This is a genomic window from Sphingomonas sp. STIS6.2 (assembly GCF_000732685.2).
Classification (GTDB): Bacteria; Pseudomonadota; Alphaproteobacteria; order Sphingomonadales; family Sphingomonadaceae; genus Sphingomonas; species Sphingomonas aerolata.
This window is the reverse complement of record NZ_JPDP02000038.1, coordinates 25,375-50,316: the sequence shown is the minus strand read 5'-3', so window position 1 is coordinate 50,316 and position 24,942 is coordinate 25,375. Positions and strand designations below refer to the sequence as shown.

26 protein-coding genes are annotated in these 24,942 nt (G+C 67.0%); 10 read left to right on the top strand and 16 right to left on the bottom strand.

The window, feature by feature from the left end; translation table 11 throughout:
- The 4 genes from sphst_RS05620 to msrA all read left to right on the top strand — a co-directional run.
- Positions 1–856 (top strand): aminotransferase class IV (locus sphst_RS05620; protein ID WP_199848924.1); only part of this gene is annotated, 856 nt, incomplete at its 5' end.
- Positions 857–906: 50 nt separating this feature from the next.
- Complete coding sequence (locus sphst_RS05615; RefSeq protein ID WP_031394758.1) at positions 907–2,106, top strand: pyridoxal phosphate-dependent aminotransferase; 1,200 nt, start codon at positions 907–909, stop codon at positions 2,104–2,106.
- Between the two features lie 203 nt (positions 2,107–2,309).
- Positions 2,310–2,456: a hypothetical protein gene (locus sphst_RS20850; protein ID WP_167396704.1), complete on the top strand. Its 147-nt coding sequence runs from the start codon at positions 2,310–2,312 to the stop codon at positions 2,454–2,456.
- An 84-nt stretch (positions 2,457–2,540) separates the two neighbouring features.
- The gene (gene msrA / locus sphst_RS05610) at positions 2,541–3,200 is read left to right on the top strand and encodes a peptide-methionine (S)-S-oxide reductase MsrA (protein ID WP_031394757.1); all 660 of its coding nucleotides are present in this window, start codon (positions 2,541–2,543) and stop codon (positions 3,198–3,200) included.
- Positions 3,201–3,215: 15 nt separating this feature from the next.
- On the opposite strand, the gene pdeM is transcribed toward msrA, so the two are convergent.
- Positions 3,216–3,911: a ligase-associated DNA damage response endonuclease PdeM gene (gene pdeM / locus sphst_RS05605; RefSeq protein WP_051916445.1), complete on the bottom strand. Its 696-nt coding sequence runs from the start codon at positions 3,909–3,911 to the stop codon at positions 3,216–3,218.
- A 124-nt stretch (positions 3,912–4,035) separates the two neighbouring features.
- On the opposite strand from pdeM, the gene sphst_RS05600 reads away from it, so the two are divergent.
- Positions 4,036–6,000, top strand: a complete 1,965-nt coding sequence (locus sphst_RS05600; RefSeq protein ID WP_042466152.1) for a potassium transporter Kup — start codon at positions 4,036–4,038, stop codon at positions 5,998–6,000.
- A gap of 159 nt (positions 6,001–6,159) precedes the next feature.
- Here sphst_RS05600 and sphst_RS05595 read toward each other — a convergent pair whose 3' ends face one another.
- From sphst_RS05595 to sphst_RS05585, 3 genes are all read right to left on the bottom strand, one after another.
- A complete protein-coding gene (locus sphst_RS05595; protein WP_442800383.1) occupies positions 6,160–7,551 on the bottom strand; it encodes a M20/M25/M40 family metallo-hydrolase in 1,392 nt (463 codons plus the stop codon).
- Between the two features lie 80 nt (positions 7,552–7,631).
- Positions 7,632–8,612 carry an aspartyl protease family protein gene (locus tag sphst_RS05590; protein WP_056406768.1) on the bottom strand — a complete coding sequence of 327 codons (981 nt, stop codon included), beginning with the start codon at positions 8,610–8,612 and terminating at the stop codon, positions 7,632–7,634.
- A 66-nt stretch (positions 8,613–8,678) separates the two neighbouring features.
- Positions 8,679–11,102 carry a ligase-associated DNA damage response DEXH box helicase gene (locus tag sphst_RS05585; protein WP_031394750.1) on the bottom strand — a complete coding sequence of 808 codons (2,424 nt, stop codon included), beginning with the start codon at positions 11,100–11,102 and terminating at the stop codon, positions 8,679–8,681.
- Between the two features lie 101 nt (positions 11,103–11,203).
- On the opposite strand from sphst_RS05585, the gene sphst_RS05580 reads away from it, so the two are divergent.
- Positions 11,204–11,809: a hypothetical protein gene (locus sphst_RS05580; RefSeq protein WP_031394749.1), complete on the top strand. Its 606-nt coding sequence runs from the start codon at positions 11,204–11,206 to the stop codon at positions 11,807–11,809.
- Positions 11,810–11,877: 68 nt separating this feature from the next.
- Positions 11,878–12,876 (top strand): ligase-associated DNA damage response exonuclease, encoded by a 999-nt coding sequence (locus tag sphst_RS05575; RefSeq protein ID WP_031438833.1) that lies wholly within the window; start codon positions 11,878–11,880, stop codon positions 12,874–12,876.
- Here sphst_RS05575 and sphst_RS05570 read toward each other — a convergent pair.
- The 6 genes from sphst_RS05570 to sphst_RS05545 form a co-directional block, all read right to left on the bottom strand.
- Positions 12,873–14,264, bottom strand: a complete 1,392-nt coding sequence (locus sphst_RS05570; protein WP_081877624.1) for a DUF418 domain-containing protein — start codon at positions 14,262–14,264, stop codon at positions 12,873–12,875. The genes sphst_RS05575 and sphst_RS05570 overlap by 4 nt on opposite strands.
- A gap of 61 nt (positions 14,265–14,325) precedes the next feature.
- On the bottom strand, positions 14,326–15,855 hold the full coding sequence (rpoN, locus tag sphst_RS05565; RefSeq protein ID WP_031394746.1) for an RNA polymerase factor sigma-54: 1,530 nt from the start codon (positions 15,853–15,855) through the stop codon (positions 14,326–14,328).
- A gap of 4 nt (positions 15,856–15,859) precedes the next feature.
- Entirely contained in the window at positions 15,860–16,654 is a 795-nt protein-coding gene (lptB, locus tag sphst_RS05560) for an LPS export ABC transporter ATP-binding protein (RefSeq protein WP_107045271.1), read from the bottom strand.
- Positions 16,655–16,744: 90 nt separating this feature from the next.
- Positions 16,745–17,290 (bottom strand): LptA/OstA family protein, encoded by a 546-nt coding sequence (locus sphst_RS05555; RefSeq protein WP_199848923.1) that lies wholly within the window; start codon positions 17,288–17,290, stop codon positions 16,745–16,747.
- 5 nt (positions 17,291–17,295) lie between these two features.
- Positions 17,296–17,961, bottom strand: a complete 666-nt coding sequence (gene lptC, locus sphst_RS05550; protein ID WP_234387468.1) for an LPS export ABC transporter periplasmic protein LptC — start codon at positions 17,959–17,961, stop codon at positions 17,296–17,298.
- Position 17,962: 1 nt separating this feature from the next.
- Positions 17,963–18,583, bottom strand: a complete 621-nt coding sequence (locus sphst_RS05545) for a ribonuclease D (RefSeq protein ID WP_031396597.1) — start codon at positions 18,581–18,583, stop codon at positions 17,963–17,965.
- Between the two features lie 249 nt (positions 18,584–18,832).
- On the opposite strand from sphst_RS05545, the gene sphst_RS21540 reads away from it, so the two are divergent.
- Both sphst_RS21540 and sphst_RS05535 read left to right on the top strand, forming a co-directional pair.
- Positions 18,833–19,681: a cold-shock protein gene (locus sphst_RS21540; RefSeq protein WP_107045269.1), complete on the top strand. Its 849-nt coding sequence runs from the start codon at positions 18,833–18,835 to the stop codon at positions 19,679–19,681.
- 37 nt (positions 19,682–19,718) lie between these two features.
- Entirely contained in the window at positions 19,719–20,540 is an 822-nt protein-coding gene (locus sphst_RS05535; protein WP_031395542.1) for a glutaminyl-peptide cyclotransferase, read from the top strand.
- Here the strand turns inward: sphst_RS05535 and sphst_RS05530 are convergent.
- The 5 genes from sphst_RS05530 to sphst_RS05510 form a co-directional block, all read right to left on the bottom strand.
- Positions 20,537–22,147 carry a cisplatin damage response ATP-dependent DNA ligase gene (locus sphst_RS05530; protein WP_031395541.1) on the bottom strand — a complete coding sequence of 537 codons (1,611 nt, stop codon included), beginning with the start codon at positions 22,145–22,147 and terminating at the stop codon, positions 20,537–20,539. The two genes, sphst_RS05535 and sphst_RS05530, sit on opposite strands and share 4 nt — an antisense overlap.
- Before the next feature lie 138 nt (positions 22,148–22,285).
- Entirely contained in the window at positions 22,286–22,471 is a 186-nt protein-coding gene (locus sphst_RS05525; protein WP_031395540.1) for a DUF1328 domain-containing protein, read from the bottom strand.
- Positions 22,472–22,545: 74 nt separating this feature from the next.
- Positions 22,546–23,043, bottom strand: a complete 498-nt coding sequence (locus sphst_RS05520) for a Dps family protein (protein ID WP_031395539.1) — start codon at positions 23,041–23,043, stop codon at positions 22,546–22,548.
- A 106-nt stretch (positions 23,044–23,149) separates the two neighbouring features.
- Positions 23,150–23,704, bottom strand: a complete 555-nt coding sequence (locus tag sphst_RS05515) for a TMEM165/GDT1 family protein (RefSeq protein WP_234387466.1) — start codon at positions 23,702–23,704, stop codon at positions 23,150–23,152.
- 33 nt (positions 23,705–23,737) lie between these two features.
- Positions 23,738–24,079, bottom strand: coding sequence for a hypothetical protein (locus sphst_RS05510; RefSeq protein WP_042466204.1), 342 nt, complete (start codon positions 24,077–24,079; stop codon positions 23,738–23,740).
- Positions 24,080–24,284: 205 nt separating this feature from the next.
- Between sphst_RS05510 and rpmG the strand changes: the two genes are divergently transcribed.
- Positions 24,285–24,452, top strand: a complete 168-nt coding sequence (gene rpmG / locus sphst_RS05505; protein ID WP_017977469.1) for a 50S ribosomal protein L33 — start codon at positions 24,285–24,287, stop codon at positions 24,450–24,452.
- Positions 24,453–24,559: 107 nt separating this feature from the next.
- Here rpmG and sphst_RS05500 read toward each other — a convergent pair whose 3' ends face one another.
- The gene (locus sphst_RS05500; protein WP_031395282.1) at positions 24,560–24,922 is read right to left on the bottom strand and encodes a response regulator; all 363 of its coding nucleotides are present in this window, start codon (positions 24,920–24,922) and stop codon (positions 24,560–24,562) included.
- Positions 24,923–24,942: the final 20 nt, after the last annotated feature.

The following is a 24,942-nucleotide window of genomic DNA, read 5'->3' as shown; positions in this document are numbered from 1 at the left end:
GGAGGTCATCGCAGAGGTCGAGCAGGCCCGCCCCCGCGGCCTCTATACCGGCGCGATCGGCCGGTTCGATCCCGGCGGCGACGCCGCGCTGAACGTCGCGATCCGCACGCTGACGGTGCGCGACGGTGACGCGGTGATGGGACTCGGCTCGGGGATCGTCGCGGACAGCGTCGCCGACCAGGAATGGCAGGAATGCGCGGACAAGGCGGCCTTCGTCACCGCCGGACAGCGCAAGCTGGACCTGATCGAGACGATGGCGTTCGATCCCGAACACGGGGTGATGCGGCTCGAACTGCATCTCGCCCGGCTGACCGCGAGTGCTGCGGCGCTGGGGTTCAGCTTCGATCGTCACGCCGTTCGGAACGAGCTGCAGGCGGCGACCTTCCGGCTGCGCGGTCCGCGGCGGATCCGGCTGGTCGTCGCAGCATCGGGCGCGGTCGCGATCCAGGTCGGTCCGATGCCGGTCACGCCCGCGCAGATGACGGTCGCGATCGTCCCGCTGCCCGTCGCGCCCGCCGATATCCGGCTGCGCCACAAGACCAGCGACCGCGCCTTTTACGACGACGCGCGGCGTGCCGCGGGCACCACCGAAGTGGTATTCGAGGGGCCCGACGGCTTCCTGACGGAGGGCAGCTTCACCTCACTGTTCGTGCCGCGTGACGGGGTGCTAGTGACCCCGCCTGTGGGCGCGCTGATCCCCGGCGTGCTGCGCGCCGATCTGCTCGCCAGCGGCCAGGCGGTCGAGGGACGGTTGACGCGCGCCGACCTCGCCAACGGGTTCCGTATGGGAAATGCAGTACGTGGGCTCGTTCCGGCCGTTGTTGCGGTTGCGAAATCAGGCGATCGCGGCGTATAGCCCGCGCGAATTCCGCAGGCGCCGCTGCGGTCAACCGCAGAGGTTTCACCATGCACGCATCCGCCGCCCTTGGCCGCATCAGCCCTTCGCCGACCCTCGCGATCACGTCGCGTGTGCTCGAACTGAAGCGCGCCGGCGTCGACGTGATCGGGCTGGGGGCGGGTGAACCCGATTTCGACACGCCCGATTTCGTCAAGGAGGCCGCGATCCAGGCGATTCGCGACGGCAAGACGAAATACACCAATGTCGACGGCACGATCGAGTTGAAGCAGGCGATCGCCGCCAAGTTCGCGCGCGACAACGGCCTGACCTATGCCACCGACCAGATCAGCGTGAACGTCGGCGGCAAGCACACCCTGTTCAACGCGATGGTCGCGACGATCGACCCGGGTGACGAGGTCGTGATCCCCGCGCCCTATTGGGTCAGCTATCCCGACGTCGTGCAGTTCGCCGGCGGTGTACCGGTGATCGTCAAGGCCGGCCCCGAGGTCGGCTACAAGCTCGCACCCGAGGCGCTCGACGCGGCGATCACGCCCAGGACCAAATGGGTGATCCTCAACTCGCCGTCGAACCCGACCGGCGCCGGCTACACGATCGACGAGCTGAAGGCTCTGGGCGCGGTGCTCGCGAAGCACCCGCATGTCTGGATCTTCGCCGACGATATGTACGAGCATATCGTCTATGACGGCTTCAAGTTCGCGACGATCGCCGAGGCCTGCCCCGAGCTGTTCGAGCGCACGCTGACCGTCAACGGCTGTTCGAAGGCCTATGCGATGACCGGCTGGCGGATCGGCTATGCGGGCGGCGCAAGCTGGCTGATCAAGGCGATGGCCAAGCTCCAGTCGCAGTCGACCTCGAACCCGTGCTCGATCGCGCAGGCCGCGGCCGTCGCCGCACTGAACGGCGACCAGTCGTTCCTTGCCGAGCGCAACACCGCATTCCAGGGCCGCCGCGATCTGGTCGTGTCGATGCTGAACGAAATCGACGGCATGGAATGCCCGACGCCCGAGGGGGCGTTCTATGTCTATCCGTCGTTTGCCGCGCTGATCGGCAAGTCGACGCCGAACGGTCGGCTGATCGACACCGACGAGGCGATGGTCGGCTATCTGCTCGACGATGCCAAGGTCGCGGTCGTGCAGGGCGCGGCGTTCGGCCTCAGCCCGGCGTTCCGGATCAGCTATGCCACGTCGGACACGCTGCTGCGCGAGGCCTGCACGCGGATCCAGACCGCCTGCGCCGCGCTGCGCTGATCCGGCACGCCCCGGCAACATCGCGGACATGCCCGGACATCCGCCAGCAACCCTGCTGGCGGATGAACGGATTGGCCACATCGCGTTAATCGACCGTTTCATAAAACGGCATTGTGAAGACGCGGCATCCCCACGACATGCTGGGTCGTAGCTGACGTGATCCACCGGGATCACGCCAAGTCTGATTTCAACAGGAGCGCATGATGCGCAATCTTATCAAGTCGAGCTTTCTCTGGCAGTTTACTGGCGGTTTTGTTCTGGGTGCGCTGGGTCTCCTTGCGTTCCAGCCCGCCGAGGCAACGCAGCCGGTGTATGGCGCGCCCGTGCACACCGCGCCTGCCCAGCACTGAGCCTGCTGAATCCCGGTGATCGGTCGCCGAAAGGCATTCCGCGCCGGGGCTGGAAACGTCATCGAGACGCCCCACATGATCAACATGCACACGCGCCTTTTCGCAACGCTCGCCGCCGTCGGACTCGCCGGTGCGGTCATCGCCACCGGTTCTGCGCAGGCAGAGCGCGCGGTCATCATCCCGGCCGCGACCGTCGACGTCCCGCGGACGGGCGGCCTGCAGACCGCGGTGCTGGCGGGCGGCTGCTTCTGGGGCCTTGAGGCGGTGTTCGAGCATGTCCGCGGCGTCAAGGGCGTGACCGCAGGCTATGCCGGCGGGACGAAGGCGACCGCGAATTACGAGCAGGTGTCGAGCGAAACCACGCGGCATGCCGAGGCGGTGCGGATCAGCTATGATCCCCGCGTCGTGAGCTACGCCACGCTGCTGCGCGTCTATTTTTCGATCGCGCATGATCCGACGCAGCTGAACCGCCAGGGTCCCGACAGCGGAACCAGCTATCGCTCCGCGATCTTCCCGCAGTCCCCGCAGCAGGCGCAGGTCGCACGCGCCTATATCTCACAACTCGGTCAGACGCGGGCGTTCGCGCGGCCGATCGTCACGACGCTGGAAACCGGCAGTTTCTATCCCGCCGAAGCCTATCACCAGGACTTTTTCGACCGGAATCCGACGCATCCCTACATCGTCGCCTGGGACAAGCCCAAGCTCGCGGCGTTCCGCAAGGCCTTCCCGACGATCGCCAGCTGACGCCGGCTGATCGGCTCAGGCGGACATGGCGATCCGCGTGTCCGGTCGCTGCGCGGCGACCGGAAAGCGCAGCATCCGGTCCGCGACCGGCAACAGCGCCTGCGCACCAGGACCCACCGCGCGGATGATCTCGGGATGGTCGACGTCCAGCCCGCCCGTCAGCGATCCGAAGGCGGGCAGGATCAGCTTGGTCTCGGTCGCGACGAAACACCGTCGCGCGACCTGCTTGCCGCGCAGCCGAAGCCGCAATTTGGGATGGAAATGGCCCGAGAGTTCGGGTCGGGTTTCACGGGGATCGGCCTCGTGGCGCAGCACCAGGCCATCGACACAGGCCTCATCGACGACCGTGCCACCGCATCGGTCGAGGATCATCGGGTCATGATTGCCCGTAATCCAGGTCCAGTGGGTCTTTTGCGTCATGGCGCGCAGCATCTCCTGCGCGCGCTGCGGCAGCCGGTCGCAGCCGTCGCTGTCGTGGAAACTGTCGCCGAGACACCAGATCTCGGTCGCGCCGGTCGCGTCGAGCACGGCGGCGAGTTCGGTCAAGGTCGCGATCGAATCATAAGGTGGCAGCATCTGGCCGCGGCTGGCGAACCAACTCGCCTTTTCGAAATGCAGGTCGGCGACCAGCAAGGCGTGTCGCGCGGGCCAGTAAACCGCACCTGCCGCCAGCGCCGAAAGCGTGTGTCCGCCGAACGAAAAGGGAACCATCAGGTGGCCATGCCGTCGGTCGACGTTCGAATCAAGCGATTGTGCAGCGCAGCGTCGAACACTTGCGCATGGCTGCAATCGGCGTAAAGCGCGCCGTCCCATCAGGAGGAGCGCTTTTCGCGCCATGTCGTCCGTCGCCGGAACACCCCAGCCCGCTGAAACGTCCACCGATCTGTCGGCGGCGCATCTTCACCCGCACCCGGCGCTTGCCGCGCTGACCGTGGGGGCGATCGGCGTGGTGTTCGGCGATATCGGCACCAGCCCGCTCTATGCCTTCCGCGAAGCGCTCGGCCAGAGTGCTGCGGGCGGTATCGATCCGAGCGAGATTCTCGGCGTACTCAGCCTCGCGCTCTGGTCGCTGTTCCTCGTCGTCACCGTGAAATACGTCATCTTCCTGATGCGCGCGGACAATCAGGGCGAGGGCGGCGTGCTTGCGCTCGCAGCGCTCGCAAGGCGCGCGCTGGGGGTGCGCTCGAAGATCGCGATCGTGCTCGGGGCCGCCGGCGCGTCGCTGTTCTACGGCGATGCGATCATCACGCCGGCCCTGTCCGTCCTCTCGGCGATGGAAGGGCTGCGCACGATTCCGAGCGCGGCGCACATCTTCAACGAGGGCGTGGTGCGCGCGTTGACGATCGCCATTCTCATCGTCCTGTTCGTGATCCAGTCGCGCGGGACGGCGCATGTCTCGAAGCTGTTCGGTCCGGTCTGCATCGTCTGGTTCGTCGCGATCGGTGCGCTGGGCGTGTGGCATATTGCCGACGAGCCCTCGATCGTCCGCGTTTTCTCGCCGACCTACGGTGTCGCGTTTCTCGCGACGCACGGCGTCACCGGGCTGTTCGTGCTCGGCGCGGTGTTCCTGACCGTCACCGGAGCGGAAGCGCTGACCGCGGACATGGGCCATTTCGGCAAGATGCCGATCCGGATCGGCTGGTTCTTCCTGGTCTTTCCGGCGCTCGCGCTCAACTATCTCGGGCAGGGCGCGTTCGCGCTGTCGCAGCTCGAGGATGCCGCGCGTCGGGGCGTCCCGTTCGTCAATCAGGACTGGTTCTTCCTGATGGCACCCGAATCACTGCGCCCCGCGCTGATCATTCTCGCGGGCTTCGCGACGGTCATCGCCAGCCAGGCGGTGATCACCGGCGCGTTCAGCCTGACGCAGCAGGCGATCCAGCTCGGCCTGCTGCCGCGGCTGCGCATCCGCCAGACCTCGGCGGTGTTCGCCGGGCAGATCTACCTTCCCGCGATCAACTGGCTGCTGCTGATCGGCGTGCTGGTGCTGGTGATCCAGTTCAAGACCTCGTCGGCGATGGCCGCGGCGTACGGTATCGCGGTGACCGGCACGATGGTCGTCACCACGCTGCTCGCCTATATCGTCGTGCGGCACCGCTGGAACTGGTCGCGGCCGCTGGCGCTCGCCGCAATCCTGCCGTTCCTGACGCTCGACCTGATCTTCTTCGGCGCGAACATCCTGCGCGTGATCGAGGGCGGCTGGGTGCCACTGGTGATCGCGGCGTCGATCGGGCTGATCATCTTCACCTGGGTGCGCGGCAAGAAGATCGTCAGCGCGTTCGAGAAGCGGCAGAGCATCCCGCTCAGCGATCTCGCCGCCGCGCTCGAGAAGCGCCCGCCCGAACGCGTGTCGGGGACCGCGGTGTTTCTCACCGCCAATCCGCACGCGACGCCCGGCGCGCTGCTCCACAACCTCAAGCACAACAAGGTTCTGCACGAGCGAAACCTGATCGTCAGCATCCGCACCGCGGATCGTCCGTTCGTCGACCAAGCAGGCCGCGCCAAGGTCGAGCGGGTCGATGACAATTTCTCGATCGTCGTGCTGACCTACGGTTTCATGGAATCGCCCGACGTGCCGCGCGACCTTGGTGTCGGCGCGAAGACCGAGCAGCTCGGGCTCGACCCGATGCGGACGTCGTTCTTCATCGGCCGCAACACGCTCAAGCCCGACGCGGAAAAGGGCATGCCGCCCTGGCAGGACCGGATCTTCATGTTCCTGCAGCGCAACGCGAGCGATCCGACCGATTTCCTGCGGATCCCGCCGGGCAAGGTGCTCGAACTCGGCGAACAGGTCACCGTCTGATCTCCCTCTCCCCCTAGGGGAGAGGGAAGGGGCCCGCACGGCGAAGCCGGGTGGGAAGGGTGAGGGGAGTGTGGCTCGGGACCCTGTCCCAATACCCCTCACCCTTCCGTCGCGCGCGGCTCCTCCCTCCCTCTCCCCCAAGGGGAAAGGGATTCAGCGTCATCCCGCGAACGCCTTGACCAGATCGTACAGATAGTCGCGGCCGTCATAGAGCGATGCGATCCGGATCCGTTCGTTCAGGCCGTGGATCCCGCCCATGTCCTTGTCGATGAACACGCCCGGCGCGCCGTAAACCGGGATGCCTATCGCCTCGAAGAAGATCCCGTCGGTCGCGCCGGTCGACATCAGCGGCAGGATCGGCAGTCCGGGGAAGTGCTTGGCCGCGACCTTGGTTACCGGGCCCATGATCTTGGGGTCGAGCGTCGGCGGGATCGCGGTCGGCCGGACCGGCTGGTTCGCGGTCACGCTCACCTTGGCACCCGCGAGCGACTTCAGCTTCGCCAGCGTGCCGTCGACCGTCTCGCCGGGAAAGATCCGGCAGTTCACATTCGCGGTCGCGCGCTGCGGCAGCGCGTTTTCGGCATGGCCCGCACTCAGCAGCGTCGCGACACAGGTGGTGCGCAGCGTCGAATGCATCGCCTTGTCGCGGCTGACGATCGCATCCGCCGCCTTGTCCTGCGGATTGGCGAGCAGCCGCGTGATCGCGTCGCCCATCGTGCCCGGCATCGCCTTTGCGCTCGCGGCGAAGAAGGCGCGCGTCGTGTCGGTGAAGGTCACGGGGAATTCATGGCCCTGCACCGCCTTCACCGCGTCAGCGAGTTCGTAGATCGCATTGTCGGGCGTCGGCTGCGAGCTGTGCCCGCCGGGATTGGTTGCGGTGAAGGTGTAATTCTGCGCGGCCTTTTCACCGACCTGGATCGCCAGCAGCTGGCGCTTGCCAGTATCGTCGAGCCGCCCGCCGCCGCCCTCGTTCAACGCGAATTCCGCGGCGATCAGATCGGGCTTGCTCGCGGCGAGATATTGCGCGCCGTTCCACGCGAAGGTCGTCTCCTCGCCACAGGTCAGCGCGAGCTTGATCGTCCGCTTCGGCGTGTAGCCCGACGTCTTGAAGCGGATCATCGCGTCGGACCAGATCGCCGCCTGCGCCTTGTCGTCGACGGTGCCGCGCGCATAATAATAGCCGCCCTCCTCGATCAGCGTGAACGGATCGCGCACCCAGTCCTCGCGCTTGGCCTCGACGACGTCGAGATGGCCGAGCAGCAGCATCGGCTTGATCGACGCGTCCGACCCCTTCAGCACCGCGACCAGCCCGCCATCCTTGGGATGCTCGGGCACCGAGAAATAGGTGATGTCGGCATCGGCATAGCCCGCGCTTTTCAGCAGCGCGCCGATCTGCGCGGCGGCTTGGGTGCAGCTGCCCGAGGACAGCGTCGTGTTGGTCTCGACCAGCTCCTTGTAGAGACCGAAGAACGCCTTCTGGTCGGGGCGGCTTTGTGCAAATCCCGTACCGGGCATGGTGACGACGCTCGCCGTCAGCATCATCCCCGCCATCACCCTGCTTACAGCGCGCATCGTCATCCCCTTGATCGTTTATTGCAGCAGCGTTGCAGCGAATGATCGATCACGCAACCTCAACGCGGCGTGACATTGCGCGGCAGGGCAAGCCGCACCTCGCGATTGGCAAAGTCGATGTCGACGCGCCGGAACAACGTCAGCGCATCCATGCCGAGCAGGATCGCGGGCCGGTCCGCCAGCCCGAACTGGCGAAAGGGCGGGGCGTCGACGGCCGTCAGCGCGATCGGCAGGCTGGTGATCGTCAGGCTGCCGATCATGACGCGATCGATCGTCGAATAGTCCGCCATCACCGTCTGTCCGGTAACACCGGTCAGCGCGATCGATTGCGACCGGACCGGCTTGCGCAACAGCTTGCGGCGCAACGCGGCATTGCCCATGCTGACCGATGACCCGGTATCGATGATCACGCGGATCCGGACGCCGTTGCAATAGGCGTCGGTGACGACGAGCTGGCCGAACAGGCTGCGTGCCCGGACGACGATCTCGCCCCGCTCGGTCCGCTCGGTCCGCTCGCGGCGGTTGCGCCGGCGCGCGGGCGTCACGGTCATCGTGCGGGTGTCGAAATCGATTCCCACCGCACGTCCCTGCAGCGTGTCGATCCCCAGCAGCCCCAGCGCGCCCAGATTCTGCGCGGCGATTGCGGGCGCTTCGATTGCCGGGCTGTCGATCGTGCCGACCCGCAGCGCCGGGATGATCACGGTCGCGACGCTGTCCGATCCGGTCATGCCCGTGACGCGGACGATCCGGCCGGGCGCAAGTCGCAACACCGCCGCAAGCTCGCGTGAGATCACAGTGCGTTGTGCGCCGGTATCGACGACGAACTTCTGCGGACTGGTGCCCGCGATCGACACGGGCACGGTCATCCTGCTCTCGTCCTGCCCGAACAGCATCACCGTGTTTGCTGCCGATGCTGCATCATCGACCGGCGCAGCATAAGCGGGCGGGGCGGCGGGTTGCGAGATAGGGTCGGGGGCAGACTGCTGGGCCGCAGCCGGGGCAGCGATGATGAGCAACACCGGGCCTGACCACCTGCGCATGATCCGATGCTGCGCCCGAAACCGACGGACGACAAGTCGTTCGTCCCTGGTTCGTCGCGCGTCCGTTCAGTCGATCCGCATCGCCTCGGCCGCCAGCGCCTCCGCCTCGATCAGCAGGGCGTCGTCGGACGTGTTGGTGGCGACCTTCTCGCGCCCGATCAGCGTCAGGATCGGCACCGCGAGCGGCGTCACGCGCTCGAGATCGACATGCAGCATCGTTTCCGCCGCACGGTCGAGCAGCCCGGCCAGTCGCCCGACATCGGTCATTCGCGCCCGCGCATCCGCCCAGGCGGCTTCCAGCAGCAAATGCGTCGGCTCGTATTTGCGCAGCACGTCATAGATCAGGTCGGTCGAGAAGGTGACCTGTCGCCCGGTCTTGCGCTTGCCGGGGTGCTGGCGCTCGACCAGCCCGCCGATCACCGCGACCTCGCGGAACGCGCGTTTGAGCAGATGCGATTGCTGCACCCAGTCGACGAACTCATGTTCGAGAATATCGGCGGAGAACAGCGATGCCGGGTCGGTGATCTTGTCGATCCCGTACACCGCCAGCGCATAGTCGTTCGCGACGAAGCCGAGCGGTTTGAGCCCCTGCGTCTCCATCCGCCGGGTGATCAGCATGCCGAGCGACTGGTGCGCGTTCCACCCCTCGAAGCTGTAGGCGACCATGTAATGCCGCCCCTCGCGCGGGAAGGTCTCGACGAGCAGCTGCCCGGGTTCGGGCAGGACCGAGCGCAACCGCTGATATTCGAGCCATTCGCGCACATCGTCGGGAAAGCGCGCCCATTCGCCGGGATGCGCGAGGAAGCCGCGGACGCGGTCGGCGAGGTTGGTCGACAGCGGCATCCGGCTGCCGCCATAGGTCGGGATCCGCGCAGGCTTGGAGGTCGCGCGGACGACCAGGTCCTCGGTGTCCATCTTGATGACTTCAAGGCTGAGCCCGGCGAAAAAGAAGGTGTCGCCGGGGCTGAGCTGCGCCGCGAAGCCCTCCTCGACGCGGCCGAGCGCGCGGCCATTGCCGAACCGGACGTTGAGCATCGTCGCCTCGACGATGATCCCGGCGTTCAGCCGGTGCTGGCCGATGAACTTGGGGTGGCTGATCCGCCACGTCCCGTCGGCGTCCTGCGTCAGCCGCTTGAACCGGTCATAGGCCTTGAGCGCATAGCCGCCGTCGCTGATGAAGCCGAGCACGCGCGAGAAAGTCTCGGCCGGCAGCGCGGAATAAGGGAGGGCCGAGCGGACCTCGTCGAGCAGGTCCTCCTCGCGGAACGGCGCGGCGCAGGCGCACGCCATGACATGCTGCGCCAGCACGTCGAGCGCGCCGACGCGGAACAGGTCGGGATCGAGCTCGCCCGCCTCGACCGCGTCCAATGCGGCGCGTGCCTCGAGATATTCGAACCGGTTGCCGGGGACGAGGATCGCCTTGCTCGCCTCGTCGAGCCGGTGATTGGCGCGGCCGATCCGCTGGAGCAGCCGCGACGAGCCCTTGGGCGCGCCCATCTGGATCACGCAGTCGACATTGCCCCAGTCGACGCCGAGGTCGAGGCTCGCGGTCGCGACCAGTGCGCGCAGCTTGCCCTCCGCCATCGCGCCCTCGACCTTGCGCCGCGCCTCGCGCGCGAGGCTGCCGTGATGGACGCCGATCGGCAGCGTGTTCGCATTCACCTTCCACAGATCCTGGAAGATCAGCTCGGCGAGGCTGCGCGTGTTGCAGAACACGATCGTCGTCGCATGCTTCTCGATCTCCGCCATCACCTGCTCGGCGGCATAGCGGCCCGAATGGCCCGACCACGGAATGCGCCCCTCGGGCAGCAGGATCGCGATGTCCGGATCCGCGCCCGCCTCGCCCTGCACCATCGCGACCTGGTCGATATCGCCGTCGGGCGCGAGCCACGCGCGATAACCGTCGGCATCCGCGACCGTCGCCGACAGCGCGACGCGCCGCATCCCCGGCGAGATTGTCTGCAACCGCGCCATGCACAGCGAAAGCAGGTCGCCGCGCTTGCCGGTCGCAAACGCATGGACCTCGTCGATCACGATCGTGCGGATGCCCTCGAACATCGTGATGCTGTCGGGATAGCTGAGCAGCAGCGACAGCGATTCGGGGGTGGTCAGCAGGATCTGCGGCGGTTTCACGCGTTGCCGTGCCTTGCGGTCCGACGGCGTGTCGCCGGTGCGAGTCTCGACGCGGATGTCGACGCCCATCTCCTCGATCGGCGTCAGCAGGTTCCGCTGGACGTCGACCGCGAGCGCTTTCAGCGGCGAGACATAGAGCGTGTGGAGCCCGCTGATCGGCTCCTCGATCAGCTCGGCGAGCGTCGGCAGGAAGCCGGCGAGCGTCTTGCCCGCCCCCGTCGCCGCGACCAGCAGCGCGTGGTGCCCGGCGCGCCCCTGCGCCAGCATGTCGGTCTGATGCCGGCGCGGCCGCCAGCCCCGTGTCGCAAACCAGTCGTCAAGTTGGGGGGGAAGGTCGCTCACGGCCTGTTCACGCATGGTCGTCATATGGGTGCACTATGCCGCAACGCCATGGACGGCGCTCACCCGGTCGGCGATTTGTCGGACCATCGATCTGTTTAGCCTGTGAAAGACCAACCTTGTCGATTCTTCGCCATCTCGCGCCGCTGTCCCTGATCGCGCTGTTGCCCTTTGCCAATGCGACGGCAGCGACGCAGAAGTTCGTCGGCGCAGGCGGCACGGTTCGCCTCGCCTATCCGTCGAGCCTGACCCCGACGCGCAACTTTGCAGGCCGTGCTTTGATGACCAGCGGCTGGCGGACGATGTGGGACGGCACGCTGCCCGGGCGGGGCGTCGGCATCGTCCGGTTCTGGCAGGTCGCAAAGCCGACCGACGGGCAGGGGCAGGTGACCGAGATGATCCAGGTCGGCTTCAGCCGGAGCACGGCGGTGATCGCGCGCTGCACCACCGACGGGCTGACATCGGCGAACAGCCGCCGCCTCGCCGATCGCACGCTCGGCGGTCAGCGCTGGACGACCTATGAGACGGGCGATGCCGGGATGAGCCAGCAGGTCCGAGCGCTCACGCTGCGCAGCGTCATTGGCGGCACCTGCTACGCGGTCGACCGGATCACCTATGCGGCCAAGGCGGGATCGCCGCCGCCGCGCAATGCACCGACCCAGGCGGTCGCCGCGGCGCGGATGGATGCGATCCTGAAGTCGGTCAAGGTCGGCCGGCGGCGCTAGGCGGCCGCGTATGTGCCGCTCTGCTGCCACGCGTGGCACCGCAGCCGCGGCTCGGGCGTAGTAGCGTGATGGCAAAACTCGGCGACTGGCTCGAACCGCACCCGCACGGCATCCTCGTCAAGCCGATCGACGCGTGGATCGATCCGTCGATCCCGAGCGAAAGGGCGCTCGTCACGCACGGTCATGCGGATCATGCGCGCGGCGGCCATGCCGCGGTCTGGGCGACGCCCGAGACGCTGGCGATCATGGACGCGCGCTATGGTCCGCAATCGGGTCATCCGGTCGCCTATGGCGAGACGATCCGCATGGGCGAGGTCGATATCGGTTTCGTCCCCGCCGGCCATGTCCTGGGTTCGGCGCAGATCGTGCTCGACTATCGCGGCGAACGGGTCGTCGTCTCGGGCGATTACAAGCGGCGGAGCGATCCGACCTGCACGCCGTTCGAGCCCGTCAAATGCGACGTGTTCGTCACCGAGGCGACCTTCGGCCTGCCGGTCTTTCGCCACCCCGATACCGGCGACGAGATCGACAAGCTGATCGCCGCATTGCACGCCAATCCCGACCGCTGCGTGCTGGTCGGGGCCTATGCGCTCGGCAAGGCGCAGCGCGTGATCGCCGAACTTCGCGCGCGCGGGCACGAGGCGCCGATCTACATTCATGGTGCGCTCCAGCGGCTGTGCGATCTCTACGCCGATCACGGCGTCCGTCTCGGCACCCTGCTGCCGGTTGCGGACGCCAAGAAGGCCGACATGGCGGGGCATGTCGTGATGTGCCCGCCCGGCGCGCTCAACGATCGCTGGTCGCGGCGCCTGCCCGACCCGATCACCGCGATGGCGAGCGGCTGGATGCGCGTCCGCGGGCGCGCGCGGCAGAAGAATGTCGAATTGCCGCTGATCCTGAGCGACCATGCCGACTGGGACGAGCTCATCGACACGCTCGCCGAGATCGCACCGCGCGAGGTATGGGTCACGCATGGCCGTGAGGATGCGCTCGTCCACTGGTGCATGACCCGCCAGATCAAGGCACGCGCGCTGGCGCTGGTCGGGTTCGAGGACGAGGATGACTAGGCGGATGCCGTCCGCATCGCGGGGGTGATACGCGTTTTGCGCCACGGCAGCCGGCGCCGCTCGAGCAGCGACCGCCACGCCCATTCGACCGGCGCGATATTGAACGCGCGCAGATAGGCATTGGCGAGCCACAACAGGCCGATATTGATCGCCAGCGCGATTCCCATCAGCGCCGCCCAGCCGAACTGGCCGTACAGCCCGAGCGCAAAGGGCGGGAACAGTATCCACAGGCCGATGATCGTCTGCAGGACGTAGAGCGACAGCGCGGTCCGGCCGGCGGCGGCGAAGGGGCGCAACAGCCGCGCGCCGACGATCGTCCCGACCAGCAGATGGACGGTGCCGACATGGCCGAGCGTCATCGCCAGCCGGCTGACCTCCGCGGTCGCCCAGAGCGTCTTTGGCGCGGTGTCGAAGCGCATCTGCTCCGCCGCGCCGATCATCCGCAGCGGGATCGCGATGGCGTAAGCGACCAGCGTCATCCGTACGTAGAAGGCGCGCGATCGTCCGCCCTGCAGGACGCCGAGCTTGTACAGCGCCGCGCCGATCAGCATCACGCCCGCCGCTTCCCACACGAACACCAGCTCGAGCCCGCGGCTCTGCAGATAGGCGATGACACTCCACTGATACGCCGCCCAGGTCATGAAGCTGCCCGTCCGCGCCTTGTCCTCGGCGGCGATTCGCGCGGCATCCTCGGCCTTGGTCCTGGCGCGTCTTGCAGCCCCCTCGGCGACCTTGGTCAGCAGCGTGCGGTCTGCGGCGGTGACCGGTCGCCCGGTGCGCTGCGCGCTCTGGATCGCAGCGACCTGCGCCTGGGTCTGCGTGGTGGAGATATAGCCGTAGGTGCCGCCGGCGAACTGCAGCGCGGCCGCGGACAGGCCGATGGTCAGCAGCAGGCGGGGTCGCAGTCCGCGAAACAGGAAGGCGATCAGCGCCGCGAGACCATAGGTGTGGAGGATGTCGCCCGGCCACAGCAGGACGAGGATGTGCACCACGCCGAACGCGAACAGCAGCAGGTTGCGCGCATAATAGCGCTTCATCACCACGCGCGTCCCCGCGAGCTCCGCGGCGCGGTCGGTCAGGATCACCATCCCGGCGCCGAACAGCATCTCGAGCATGCAGCGCGCGGTCCCGTTGGCGATCACCTCGCGCAGCCACCAGGCGATCTGGTCCTGCGTCGTCCAGCCGAAATGCCGGATATCGTCGAACGACGCGTAGAGCGACCCGCCCATGTCGTTGATGTTCATGAACAGGATGCCCAGGATCGCGATCCCGCGCAGGATATCGAGCACCGCGATGCGCGGCGCGCCATCGGGCTCGGCCGCGGTCATCGGTGGCGACGTCGCGACGCGCTCGGCGTCGCCATCACGGCTGGCGGAAAGGTCGTTCATCGGTCTGGGCCCCCCCGTGATGCAAGCCGGACGCTACGCCGATCCGGTGCGAAGGCAAGCGTCAGCCGGTGCCCTCGAGCGCGCGGGCGCGGCGGCGTTGTACCGAACTGCCGATGCCGAGCGCCTCGCGATATTTGGCAACGGTGCGCCGGGCAATGTCGAAGCCCTTGCCGTCGAGCAATTCCACCAAAGTATCGTCGGACAGGATCTTGGCACCCTCGTTCGCGATCAGCGCCTTGATCGCGCTCTTGACGGCCTGCGCCGACACCGCATCGCCGCCGTCCGCCGACTGGATCGCCGAGGTGAAGAAATATTTCAGCTCGTACAGGCCGCGCCCGCACGAGACATATTTGTTGCTGGTCACGCGGCTGACGGTCGATTCGTGCATCTCGATCGCGTCGGCGACCATCCGCAGCGTCATCGGCCTGAGATGTGCGACGCCGTGGAGGAAGAACGCCTCCTGCTGCTTCACGATCTCGGTCGCGACCTTAATGATCGTGCGCTGCCGCTGGTCGAGCGCCTTGACCAGCCAGTTCGCGCTGGCGAGGCACTCGCTGAGCCACGCCTTCGACGCCTTGTCCTGCTCTCCCCGCGCCAGTTCGGTGTAATAGCTGCGGTTGACGAGGATGCGCGGCAGCGTCGCGGTGTTGATCTCGATGCTCCAGCCGGTCTTGGTCCGCGCGACGAACAGGTCGGGCACGACCGCGTGGCTTGGTTCGCCGCCGAACCGGCATCCGGGCTTCGGATCATAGCCGCGCAGCTCGCGGATCATGTCCGCCATGTCCTCGTCGTCGACCTGACACAGCCGTTTCAGGCGTCCGATCTCGCCGCGCGCCAGCAGGTCGAGATTGTCGATCAGCCGCGCCATGCAGGGATCATAGCGGTCCGCCTCGCGCGCCTGGATCGTCAGGCATTCGGCAAGGTCGCGCGCGCCCACCCCGGTCGGGTCGAAGGTCTGGATCACCGCGAGGACATGCTCGACCCGGGCGAGCGCGACGCCCAGCCGGTTGGCGATTTCGAGCAGCGGTATGGTCAGATACCCCGCCTCGTCGATCTGGTCGATCAGATGCGCCGCGACGAACGCATCATCCGCGGCGATCGCGGGGCCCGCCTGCGCCAGCAGATGATCGGCAAGGCTGAGCCCGGTATCGGCAAAGCCGTCCAGATCGAGACCGTTCCCCTCGCCATCGCTGCCACCGCCCGCGCCGGCCCCGCTCATCGACAGCGCGCCGTCGGTGCCGCTGCCACCGTCGGCGACGCTGTCCTGATGGTGGCTCTCGGTTGCATAGTCGATGTCGAGCGCGGGCTCGTCGCTGCCGACACTGCCGCTCACCAACTCGTCAGCGGCGACGCGTTCGTCACGGGGGGCGTCGCGGGGGGCGGCGTCCGGTTCCGGCCCGGCGTCGCGGTCGGGTCTGTCGCCATCGTCCGCGGCGCCCGCTTCGAGCAGCGGATTGCGCTCGATCTCCTCGGCGATGAACCCCTCGATCTCCAGGTTCGACAACGCCAGCAGCTTGATCGCCTGCTGCAGCTGCGGGGTCATCACCAGCGACTGCGATTGGCGAAGGTCCAGGCGAGGCGCGAGGCTCATGACACTAGAGCGAGAAGCCCTCGCCCAGATAGAGGCGGCGGACGTTCGCGTCCGCGACCAGTTCGGCCGGGCTGCCCGAGAACAGCACGCGACCATCGTAGATGATGTAGGCGCGGTCGACGATGTCGAGCGTCTCGCGGACATTGTGGTCGGTGATCAGCACGCCGATATCGCGGCGCTTGAGATCCTTCACGAGGTCGCGAATGTCGGCGATCGAGATCGGATCGATCCCTGCAAACGGTTCGTCGAGCAGCATGATCGACGGCTCGGCGGCCAGCGCGCGGGCGATCTCCGCGCGGCGACGCTCGCCGCCCGACAGCGCCATCGCGGGCGCGGCGCGCAGCCGGGTCAGCCCGAACTCCTCGAGCAGCGTGTCGAGCTTGCGCTCGCGCACCGCCTTGTCGGGCTCGGACAGCTCGAGCACCGTCAGGATGTTCTTCTCGATCGTCAGCCCGCGGAAGATCGACGTTTCCTGCGGCAGATAGCCAAGGCCCAGGATCGCGCGCCGATACATGGGCAGGCGCGTGATATCGTCGCCGTCGAGCATGATCCGACCCGAATCGGGCTTCACCAGCCCCATCACGGAATAGAAGCACGTCGTCTTGCCGGCGCCGTTCGGCCCGAGCAGCCCGACCACCTCGCCACGCCCGACCGACACCGACACATCGGTCAGGACGGTGCGCTTGTCATAGGATTTGGCGATCGACACGACCTGAAGGCCGTTGGTCGTCGGCGCTTCGACGATCGCGTCGCCGTGCGGGCCGGGGGTTTCGATCGGGGGCAGCGTGGGGGCATCCATCAGGCTTTGGCCTTGCTGAGGGCGGGCGGGTGAAAGCGGCCGGCGGTCGGCTGGCGGGGTTCGCGGATGACCGGCGGTGCGCGCATCGGATCAGTTGCGCTTGGGAACCGAGAAGGTGCCCGTCACGCGCCCGCCCGTCTGGGTCACGGTGCCGCCGCTGGCGGTTGCGCCGCCGCTGCCGCGGACCGACGATCCGTCGATCACCGCGCGGCCGGTGTCGAGGTTCATCGTCAGCCGCCCGCCATTCACGGTGTTGCCACCCTGGGTCAGCGTCACCGCGCCGAGCATCGTGATCACCCGCCGGTTGAGGTCGTAGATCGCATATTGGCTCTTCGCGGTCTGGTCCGGCCGGCGCACCGTCACGCCGCCCGACGCGTCGAGGCGCGACACCTGCGGGTTCCCGCCGACCACTTCGCCGGTATAGGCCACCGTCATCCGCGCCGAATTCAGCGTCATGTCCGCCTGCTTGACCGACACGCCCCCGCTCAGCACGGCGCGGTTCGCCTTGTCCTGAAGCTCGATATGATCCGCGCCGAAATCGATCGGCGCGTTCGAGTTGTGCGCACGTTGCGCGGAGACGCCGGTCGCCGCGAGCGCGGAGAGCATCAGGAGGACGGAGCTTGGTATGAGGTGCATGGCGGCTATTTCGGCCCTCGCGGCACGATCCGCAAGCGCGCATTGCCGTCGAGCCTGACGGTGCGGGCTTCCAGATCGGCATGCAGCTTGTTTGCACTGAACACGCCCTGCGGCACCGTTCCCGTCACCGCACTGCCGCTGTCCATCGTCCGCGCGCGCATGTCGAGCGTCGCATTGGTGGTTTTCAGGTCATAGCCGTTGGGAGCGGTGACGTTGAGCGGGCCGTTCAGCTGCACCTTCTCGGTGTCCATGTCGTAGCGCCCGGAATTCGCCTTGATGTTGGCGGGGCCGTCGGCGAGCTGGAGCTGCGCGCTCAGCGTGTTGAGCTGCACGATCGGTTCGGCCGAACTCTTCTGGATCGCCGAGCGGGCGTCGAGCGTGAACGCCTGGCCCTTCGAATCCTGCCCGCGATATTGCGCGGCCTGCAGCTTCATGCGCTCCTGCGCGACCTCGACCTTGTTCTTGTCGAGCACGAACGATACGTCGCCGCCCGCGGTCAGCGGCGCCATCACAAGGAATGCGGTCAGCACGCCGATCGCGGTCGGCAGGCCGAGTCGCGCCAGTCCGACGACGCGGTCGTGGCGGCTGCCCGGCGCCGCCCAGACCTGACGCGGCGAGCGGGCCTGCCGGATCGTCTTCGCCGATGCGTCGGACGGGGGCGCCATGGTCATGTCAGGCATGCGCAAAGATGTCGATCTCGGGCCATCCGGCGAGATCGAGCGCGGCACGGGTCGGCAGGAAGTCGAAGCATTTCTGCGCGAGCTCCATGCGGCCTTCGCGAATCAACCGCTTGTCGAGCTCTTCCTTCATCCGGTGCAGGAAGCGAACGTCGGACGCGGCATAGTCCTTCTGCGCCTCGCTGAGCTGCGGGCTCCCCCAGTCGGAGGATTGCTGCTGCTTCGACACGTCCTGGCCCAGCAGTTCGCGGACCAGCTCCTTGAGGCCGTGCCGGTCGGTATAGGTCCGGACGAGTCGCGACGCGATCTTGGTGCAATAGGCCGGCGCCGCGACGACGCCGAGATAATGCTGGACCGCGGCGATATCGAATCGTCCGAAATGGTAGAGTTTCAGCCGCTCCGGATCCGCGAGCAGCGCCTTGAGGTTGGGCGCCGCATAGTCGCTGTCGGCCGCGAACCGGACGAGATGTTCGTCCGCGCCACCATCCGACAGCTGCACGACGCAGAGCCGGTCGCGCGGCGTGATGAGGCCCATGGTCTCGGTGTCGACGGCGATCGAGGCGCCCGGTGCGAAGATCCCGGACGGGATGTCGCCTTCATGAAGATACACTGTCATGCGGTGGCCCTAGCGGTCGGGGGCGCCTTGCTCAATGGTCCTCCGCGATGACGCGGGTACGCCATGCTTTTGCCGCGATCATCGCCAATGGGGCAAGCGGACAAGATTCTGTTCGCGATAGCTTGATTTTTGCGCTATGCCCTTCCCCAAGGCGCAAAAGGTTTCGCGCCCGAGGGCCCGCGTTCGTCGTCCGGACACGCCGGCTTTTGGAGAGATTTTGCGGGCGAACCGGGAAGACGATCAGGGCTTATGGGTTTCGATAAAGGTGGCCGCGGGAACCGTGGCGGGCGTGGCCGCGACAAGCGCGACAGCTTCGGCGGCGGCAGCGACGATTTCGGCGGCGGCAGCAGCTTCGGCGGCGGCGGTGACCGGTTCGGCGGCGGCAGCAGCTATGGTGGCGGTGGCAGCAGCTACGGCGGCGGCAGCAGCTTCGGCGGCGGCGGTGATCGCTTCGGCGGCGGCGGCGGTGGCGGCGGTGGTTACCGCGGCGGCGGCGGTGGCGGCGGCTTCAGCGGCGGCGGCGGCGGTGGCGCCGGGCGCGGCATGCCCCCCCAGGTCGTTGGTGAAGGCACCGGCGTCGTAAAGTTCTTCAACGCACAGAAGGGCTTCGGCTTCGTCGTTCGCGATGACGGCGGCGAGGACGTGTTCGTCCACATCAGCGCAGTCGAGCAGGCCGGCATGGTCGCTCTCGCCGAGGGTCAGCCGCTCGGCTTCACGCTCGTCGATCGCGGTGGCCGCATCTCGGCAACCGATCTCAAGATCGATGGCGAGCCAATGGCCGTGACCGATCGTGGTCCGCCGCGTGATCGCGATGCCGGCCCGGGTGCACCCCGTGGCGGTGCCGATCGTGGTGCAGGCGGCGCGCCGCAGCGCCAGCTGACCGGTGAGAAGGCAACGGGTACGGTCAAGTTCTTCAACGCGATGAAGGGCTTCGGCTTTATTCAGCGCGATGACGGCCAGCCTGACGCATTCGTGCACATCTCGGCGGTCGAGCGTGCCGGCATGGCGACGCTGAACGAGGGCGACAAGCTCGAGTTCGAGCTCGAAGTCGATCGTCGCGGCAAGTATGCAGCGGTCAACCTGAGCGCAGGCGGCTAATCCCGTCCGTCCGGTCATCGGGGTTTTTCGAACCAACATGACGATCGGACACAGCCTGATAGCGGCCGGTCTCGCACTTGCGGGGCCGGCCGTTGCCGTTCTGGCGCAGGGCGCAACGGCGCCCCAGCCCGCCACGCGCACATTGGCCGCTCCTGCGCCCGCGCCAGCCGTGCCGATCCTGTCGGTCAGCATCGTGGCCCGCTATCCCCACGATGCGACGGCATTCACCGAAGGCCTGTTGTGGCACGACGGGGCGCTCTACGAGAGCACGGGCAAGGAGGGGCAGTCCGATGTCCGCCGCGTCACGCTCGATGGTCGTATCGTCGCGCGCCGGCGGATCGATCCGGCACAGTTCGGCGAGGGGCTCGGCCTGTGGAAGAACGAGCTGATCAGCCTGACCTGGCATGACGGCATCGCGCACCGCTGGGACGCCCGCACGCTCAAGCCGACCGGCACCAACCGCTATGCGGGGGAGGGCTGGGGCCTGACGAGCGACAAGGACGGCCTGATCCAGTCCGACGGCAGCGCGTCGTTGATCCTGCGCGATCCGAGGACATTGGCCGAGCGTCGCCGGATCGGCGTGACGATCGACGGACGTCCGCTGACGCAGCTCAACGAACTCGAATATGTCGATGGCGCGATCCTCGCCAATGTCTGGCAGACGGGATATCTCGTCCGCATCGCCCCCGGCACCGGCCGCGTCACCGCGATCATCGACCTGCGTCCGCTGGTCGCCGAGATCGGCGCACGCGACCGCGACGCGGTCCTCAACGGCATCGCTTGGGATGCCGCGAAAAAGCGGCTGTTCGTCACCGGCAAGCTCTGGCCGACCCTGTTCGAGATCCGGATCAACGGCTAGGGCGCGGGGATCATCCGGCGGAGCGTGTCGATCCGGTCGGCCTCGGCCGCAGGCTTGTCCGTCCGGATCCGCGCGATCCTTGGGAAGCGCATCGCAATCCCCGACTTGTGCCGCTTCGACTCCTGCAGCGCGTCGAACGCGATTTCGAGCACCATCGTCTTGGCGACCTCGCGCACCGGCCCGAACCGGTTGAGCGTGTTCTTGCGGACGAACGAATCGAGCATCCGCAGCTCCTCGTCGGTAATCCCCGAATAGGCCTTGCCGACCGGCAGCAGCTCGCCCTCCTCGGTCCAGCAGCCAAAGGTATAGTCCGAATAATAGGAGGACCGCCGGCCGCTGCCGCGCTGCGCGTACATCATCACGCAATCCGCGGTGAGCGGGTCGCGCTTCCATTTATACCACAGCCCGACGCGGCGACCGCCGACATAGGGCGAATCGCGGCGCTTGAGCATCACGCCCTCGATCGCCGAGTCGCGCGCACCCGCGCGCACCGCCTCGAGCGCGGTGAAGTCTGCCGCATCGATGACCTGGCTCAGGTCGAAGCGCTCGGCATCGAGCTGCGGCATGAACGCCTCGAGCCGTGCGCGTCGCTTGGTCCAGGGCAGTGCGCGCAGATCCTCGTCGCCATCGATCAACAGGTCATAGAGGCGGACAAAGGCCGGATACTCGGCCAGCATCTTCGCCGACACGGTCTTGCGCCCCAGCCGCTGCTGCAGCGCGTTGAAGCTGGCTGCCCCGCCGCCCTCCTCCAGCGTGCCGCCCTGATGCTCGCCCTTGACCAGCAATTCGCCGTCGACCGTCCCCGGCGTGACGAAGGCGGCGGCGATTTCGGGGAAGCTCGCGGTCACGTCGTCGCCGGTCCGGCTGTAGAGTCGCGTTTCGCCCGCGACATGGACGATCTGCACGCGGATCCCGTCCCATTTCCACTCCGCCGCATAGTCGGCCAGGTCGACGCGCAGATCCTCCAGACCATGGGCGAGCATGAAGGGACGGAAGACGGGGACGTTGGCGGGTGTCGGTTGCGCGCCATGCCCCTCCGCCCAGGCGAACAGCGTCGGATAGGGGGCTGCCAGCCCGTGCCACACCTCCTCGACCGCATCGACGTCGAGCCCGAAGGCGTCCGCCAGCGCGGTCTTCGCGAGGCGCGACGAAACGCCGATCCGCAGCCCGCCGGTCGCCATCTTGAGCAGGGCGAAGCGCTCCTCCGCATCCGAGCGATCGAGCATCGCGGCAAGCGCCGCCGGCGCCTCGGCGCGCGACAGCGTCATCAGCCGGTCGACCACCTGCGAGATCGACAGCGGTTCGGCCGGCACCGGATCCGGCCCCAAGGGCTCGGGCTCGGGCCACAGCAGGGCGACGGTCTCGGCGGTATCGCCGACATAATCGCGGCTCATCCGGAAGAGGACGGGATCGACCCGGTCCTCGATCAACCCGCGGATGACCGCCGATTTGACGCCCGGCAGATCGAGATCGCCGGTCAGCGCCGCCATCGCCCAGCCACGATCGGGGTCCGGCGTCACGCGCAGATAATCGCCGATCAGCTTCAGCTTCGCATTGCGCGACCGCGTATAGGTGAGGGCATCGAGGAGCGCGGCGAAAGCATGCATGATCCGACAACGCGCTGCCCGGCACTCGGCTCCGGGCCGGCGTCCACGTCGCTGCGGGCGTTACATCAAAAAGGCCCCCGCCGTTACCGGCGAGGGCCTTATCGTGGCATCGGCGCGGGCCGATGCGATGTCGTCGCGTCAGTCGATCGCGTTCTTGATTCCCTTGCCGGCCAGCAGACCGAGCACCAGGAAGATCACGAACAGCGCGATCGCGATGAAGAACAGCACCTTGGCGATGCCGATAAACGCCCCGCCGACGCCGCCAAATCCGAGCAGGGCCAGCACGAGGCCGATGATCAAGAAGGTGATGGCGAGCTTCAACATGGGCATTCTCCTGTTCCTGACAGAACCCGTCCCGCCCATGTCTGTTCCGACACGGGCGGGACGGGCGCCGGGATTCAGGCCTTGCGGCTGGCTTCGAACAGGAACCAGGCGCGCTCCTCGGCCTGATCGGTCCACTCGTCGACGATGCCGCTGGTGGCATTGTCCTTGGCCTCGTCGGCGGCGTCCTTGACGATCCGGAACTGTTCGACGAGCTTCAGATTGTCTTCGCGCAGCTCGGCGAGCATTTCGGTCGGTCCGACGAAATCCTTGTCATTGTCAGGGATGCTCTGACGGCGCGAAATGTCGCCGATCGAGCGAAGAGTCGTGTTGCCGGTCTTGCGGACGCGCTCGGCGATCGCATCGGTCACGCCCAGGATCTGTGCCGCCTGGTCATCGAGCAACAGATGATAGTCACGGAAATGCGGACCCGACATGTGCCAGTGAAAGTTCTTGGTCTTCAGATACAAGGCATAGCAATCGGCGAGCGAGGCATTGAGCGCCTCGGCAACCGTCTTCGTGCTGTTGCTGACGAGATCGGTGGGCGTGTCGAGTGCGGGGTTGGTGGCGGGCATCGAAAACTCCATGCATGGGAATGTCTGTGGATCGTTGCGTCAACGAAGCGATAGCTGAAATGCTCCCGTCGCGCATGCGCCATTCCTCATCTGAGTGATCGCTCCGCTAGATCAATCGCGCAGCGCTCAGGCCCAGAATGACCCCCAGGATCACGAATATCAGCCCGATGCCGGTGCGCAGTCGGGCGAGCGGCCATCGGCGCCACGCGGCTTCACCCATCATCGCCGCGGGGACGATCACCACCAGCGATCCGATCGTCGCGCCGATCGCGGCCAGCATCGGTACGGCACTGCGAAGCGCGAGGGCGACCACGATGAACTGTATGCCGTCGCCGAACGCGAGGATGAACAGCCCGAGCATGGTGGTGGCGACCGCGCCGGTCCGCCACCCGCGCAGTGGATCGGGCGCCTTGACCGGCAGCACCGCACCGCCGCCCTGGAGGGTCAGCGCCAGCGCCAGCATCAGCTGGCGCGCATTGGGGGTCAGCAGCGGCGCGACCGCGATCCCGCCCGCGACCGCCAGGCTGCCGGCGAGCAGCAGCGCGAACGCCGCCGCGAGGATCACCAGCTGCGGCTTGCGATACCGATCGGACAGGATCGCGGCGAGCCACGCGGTTCGATCGCCGACCTGCGCCAGCGCGGCGGCTACGAGCGCCGCCATCAGCGCGTCCATCGCTAACGCGTCATGCGCGGGTCATCCCGCGAGCCGCACCGAACAGGCGGCGGCAAAGACATGGCAGGCCTGGACGTCCTGCCGCTCGCTGTAGATCGCGTCGCTCAGCGTCATCAGCCAGCCGTGGACCAGCGCGCCATGTTCGCCGCGCGACAGTGCCGAATCGATGAAGTGCGTGACGGTCACCGCGGGGTTCATGCCGTTGCGATGCGCGATCAGGCGGATCGCGTCGATATCGGGCGCGAGATCGGTCGCGCGGGTATAGGGCGCGCGGACGTCGATCGCGGCGATCCGGGCCGCAAGCTCGGCCTTTACCAGCGCCAGATCCTGGAATTCCGCGACTCGCTCGGCAACCTGCCCCATGATCCCGCCTCCTGTCTTTCTTATGGGATGCATCATGCGCCCATGCCGATAAAGATGCGGTTAAACACCCTGTGATGCGGGATTCCGGGGCGAATATGGGGTGATATGGTTGACTTGGCCGGCAGCATGCGCCATGCGCCGCGACAGATCGGGCGGTGGCATGCGTGCTGCCGCCCTAGCATTTTCAGCCTTAAGGATTGGGCTCATGGCCAAGCCGACTACCGTCAAGATCAAGCTCGTCAGCACCGCGGACACCGGCTTCTTCTACGTCACCAAGAAGAATCCCCGCACGAAGACCGAGAAGCTCTCGTTCAGCAAGTATGATCCCGTCGTGCGCAAGCATGTCGAGTTCAAGGAAGCCAAGATCAAGTAAGTCGACGCGGCGGCGATGCCGTCGCGCGTTTACGATGCGATCGCAAGGCCGCGGGTAGCGATACCCGCGGCCTTTGGCGTTCCTGCGCGGCGGGCCTCGCAGTTCGTTCAGACGAACGCGCGCACCGCTTCCATGAAGCGGGCGAGGCTGATCGGCTTCGAGATATAGGCGTCCGCGCCCGCGGCACGGATCCGGTCCTCGTCCTCGCGACCTGCATAGGCCGTGACCGCCATCACCGGGATCGTGCTGAGCACGTCGTCGGCCTTGAGCTCAAGAATGATCTCATAGCCGGTGACGTGCGGCATCTGGATGTCCATGATGATCAGGTCGGGGGCGAATTCGCGCGCCCGCATCACCGCCTCGCGCCCGTCGCGTACAGGTTCGGCAAGGTAATCATGCGCCCGCAAAAGGTCGCAGAATAGTTTCAGGTTGAGTTCGTTGTCCTCGACAACGAGCACCTTCTTTGCCACGCGAACCACCATTCGTTTCA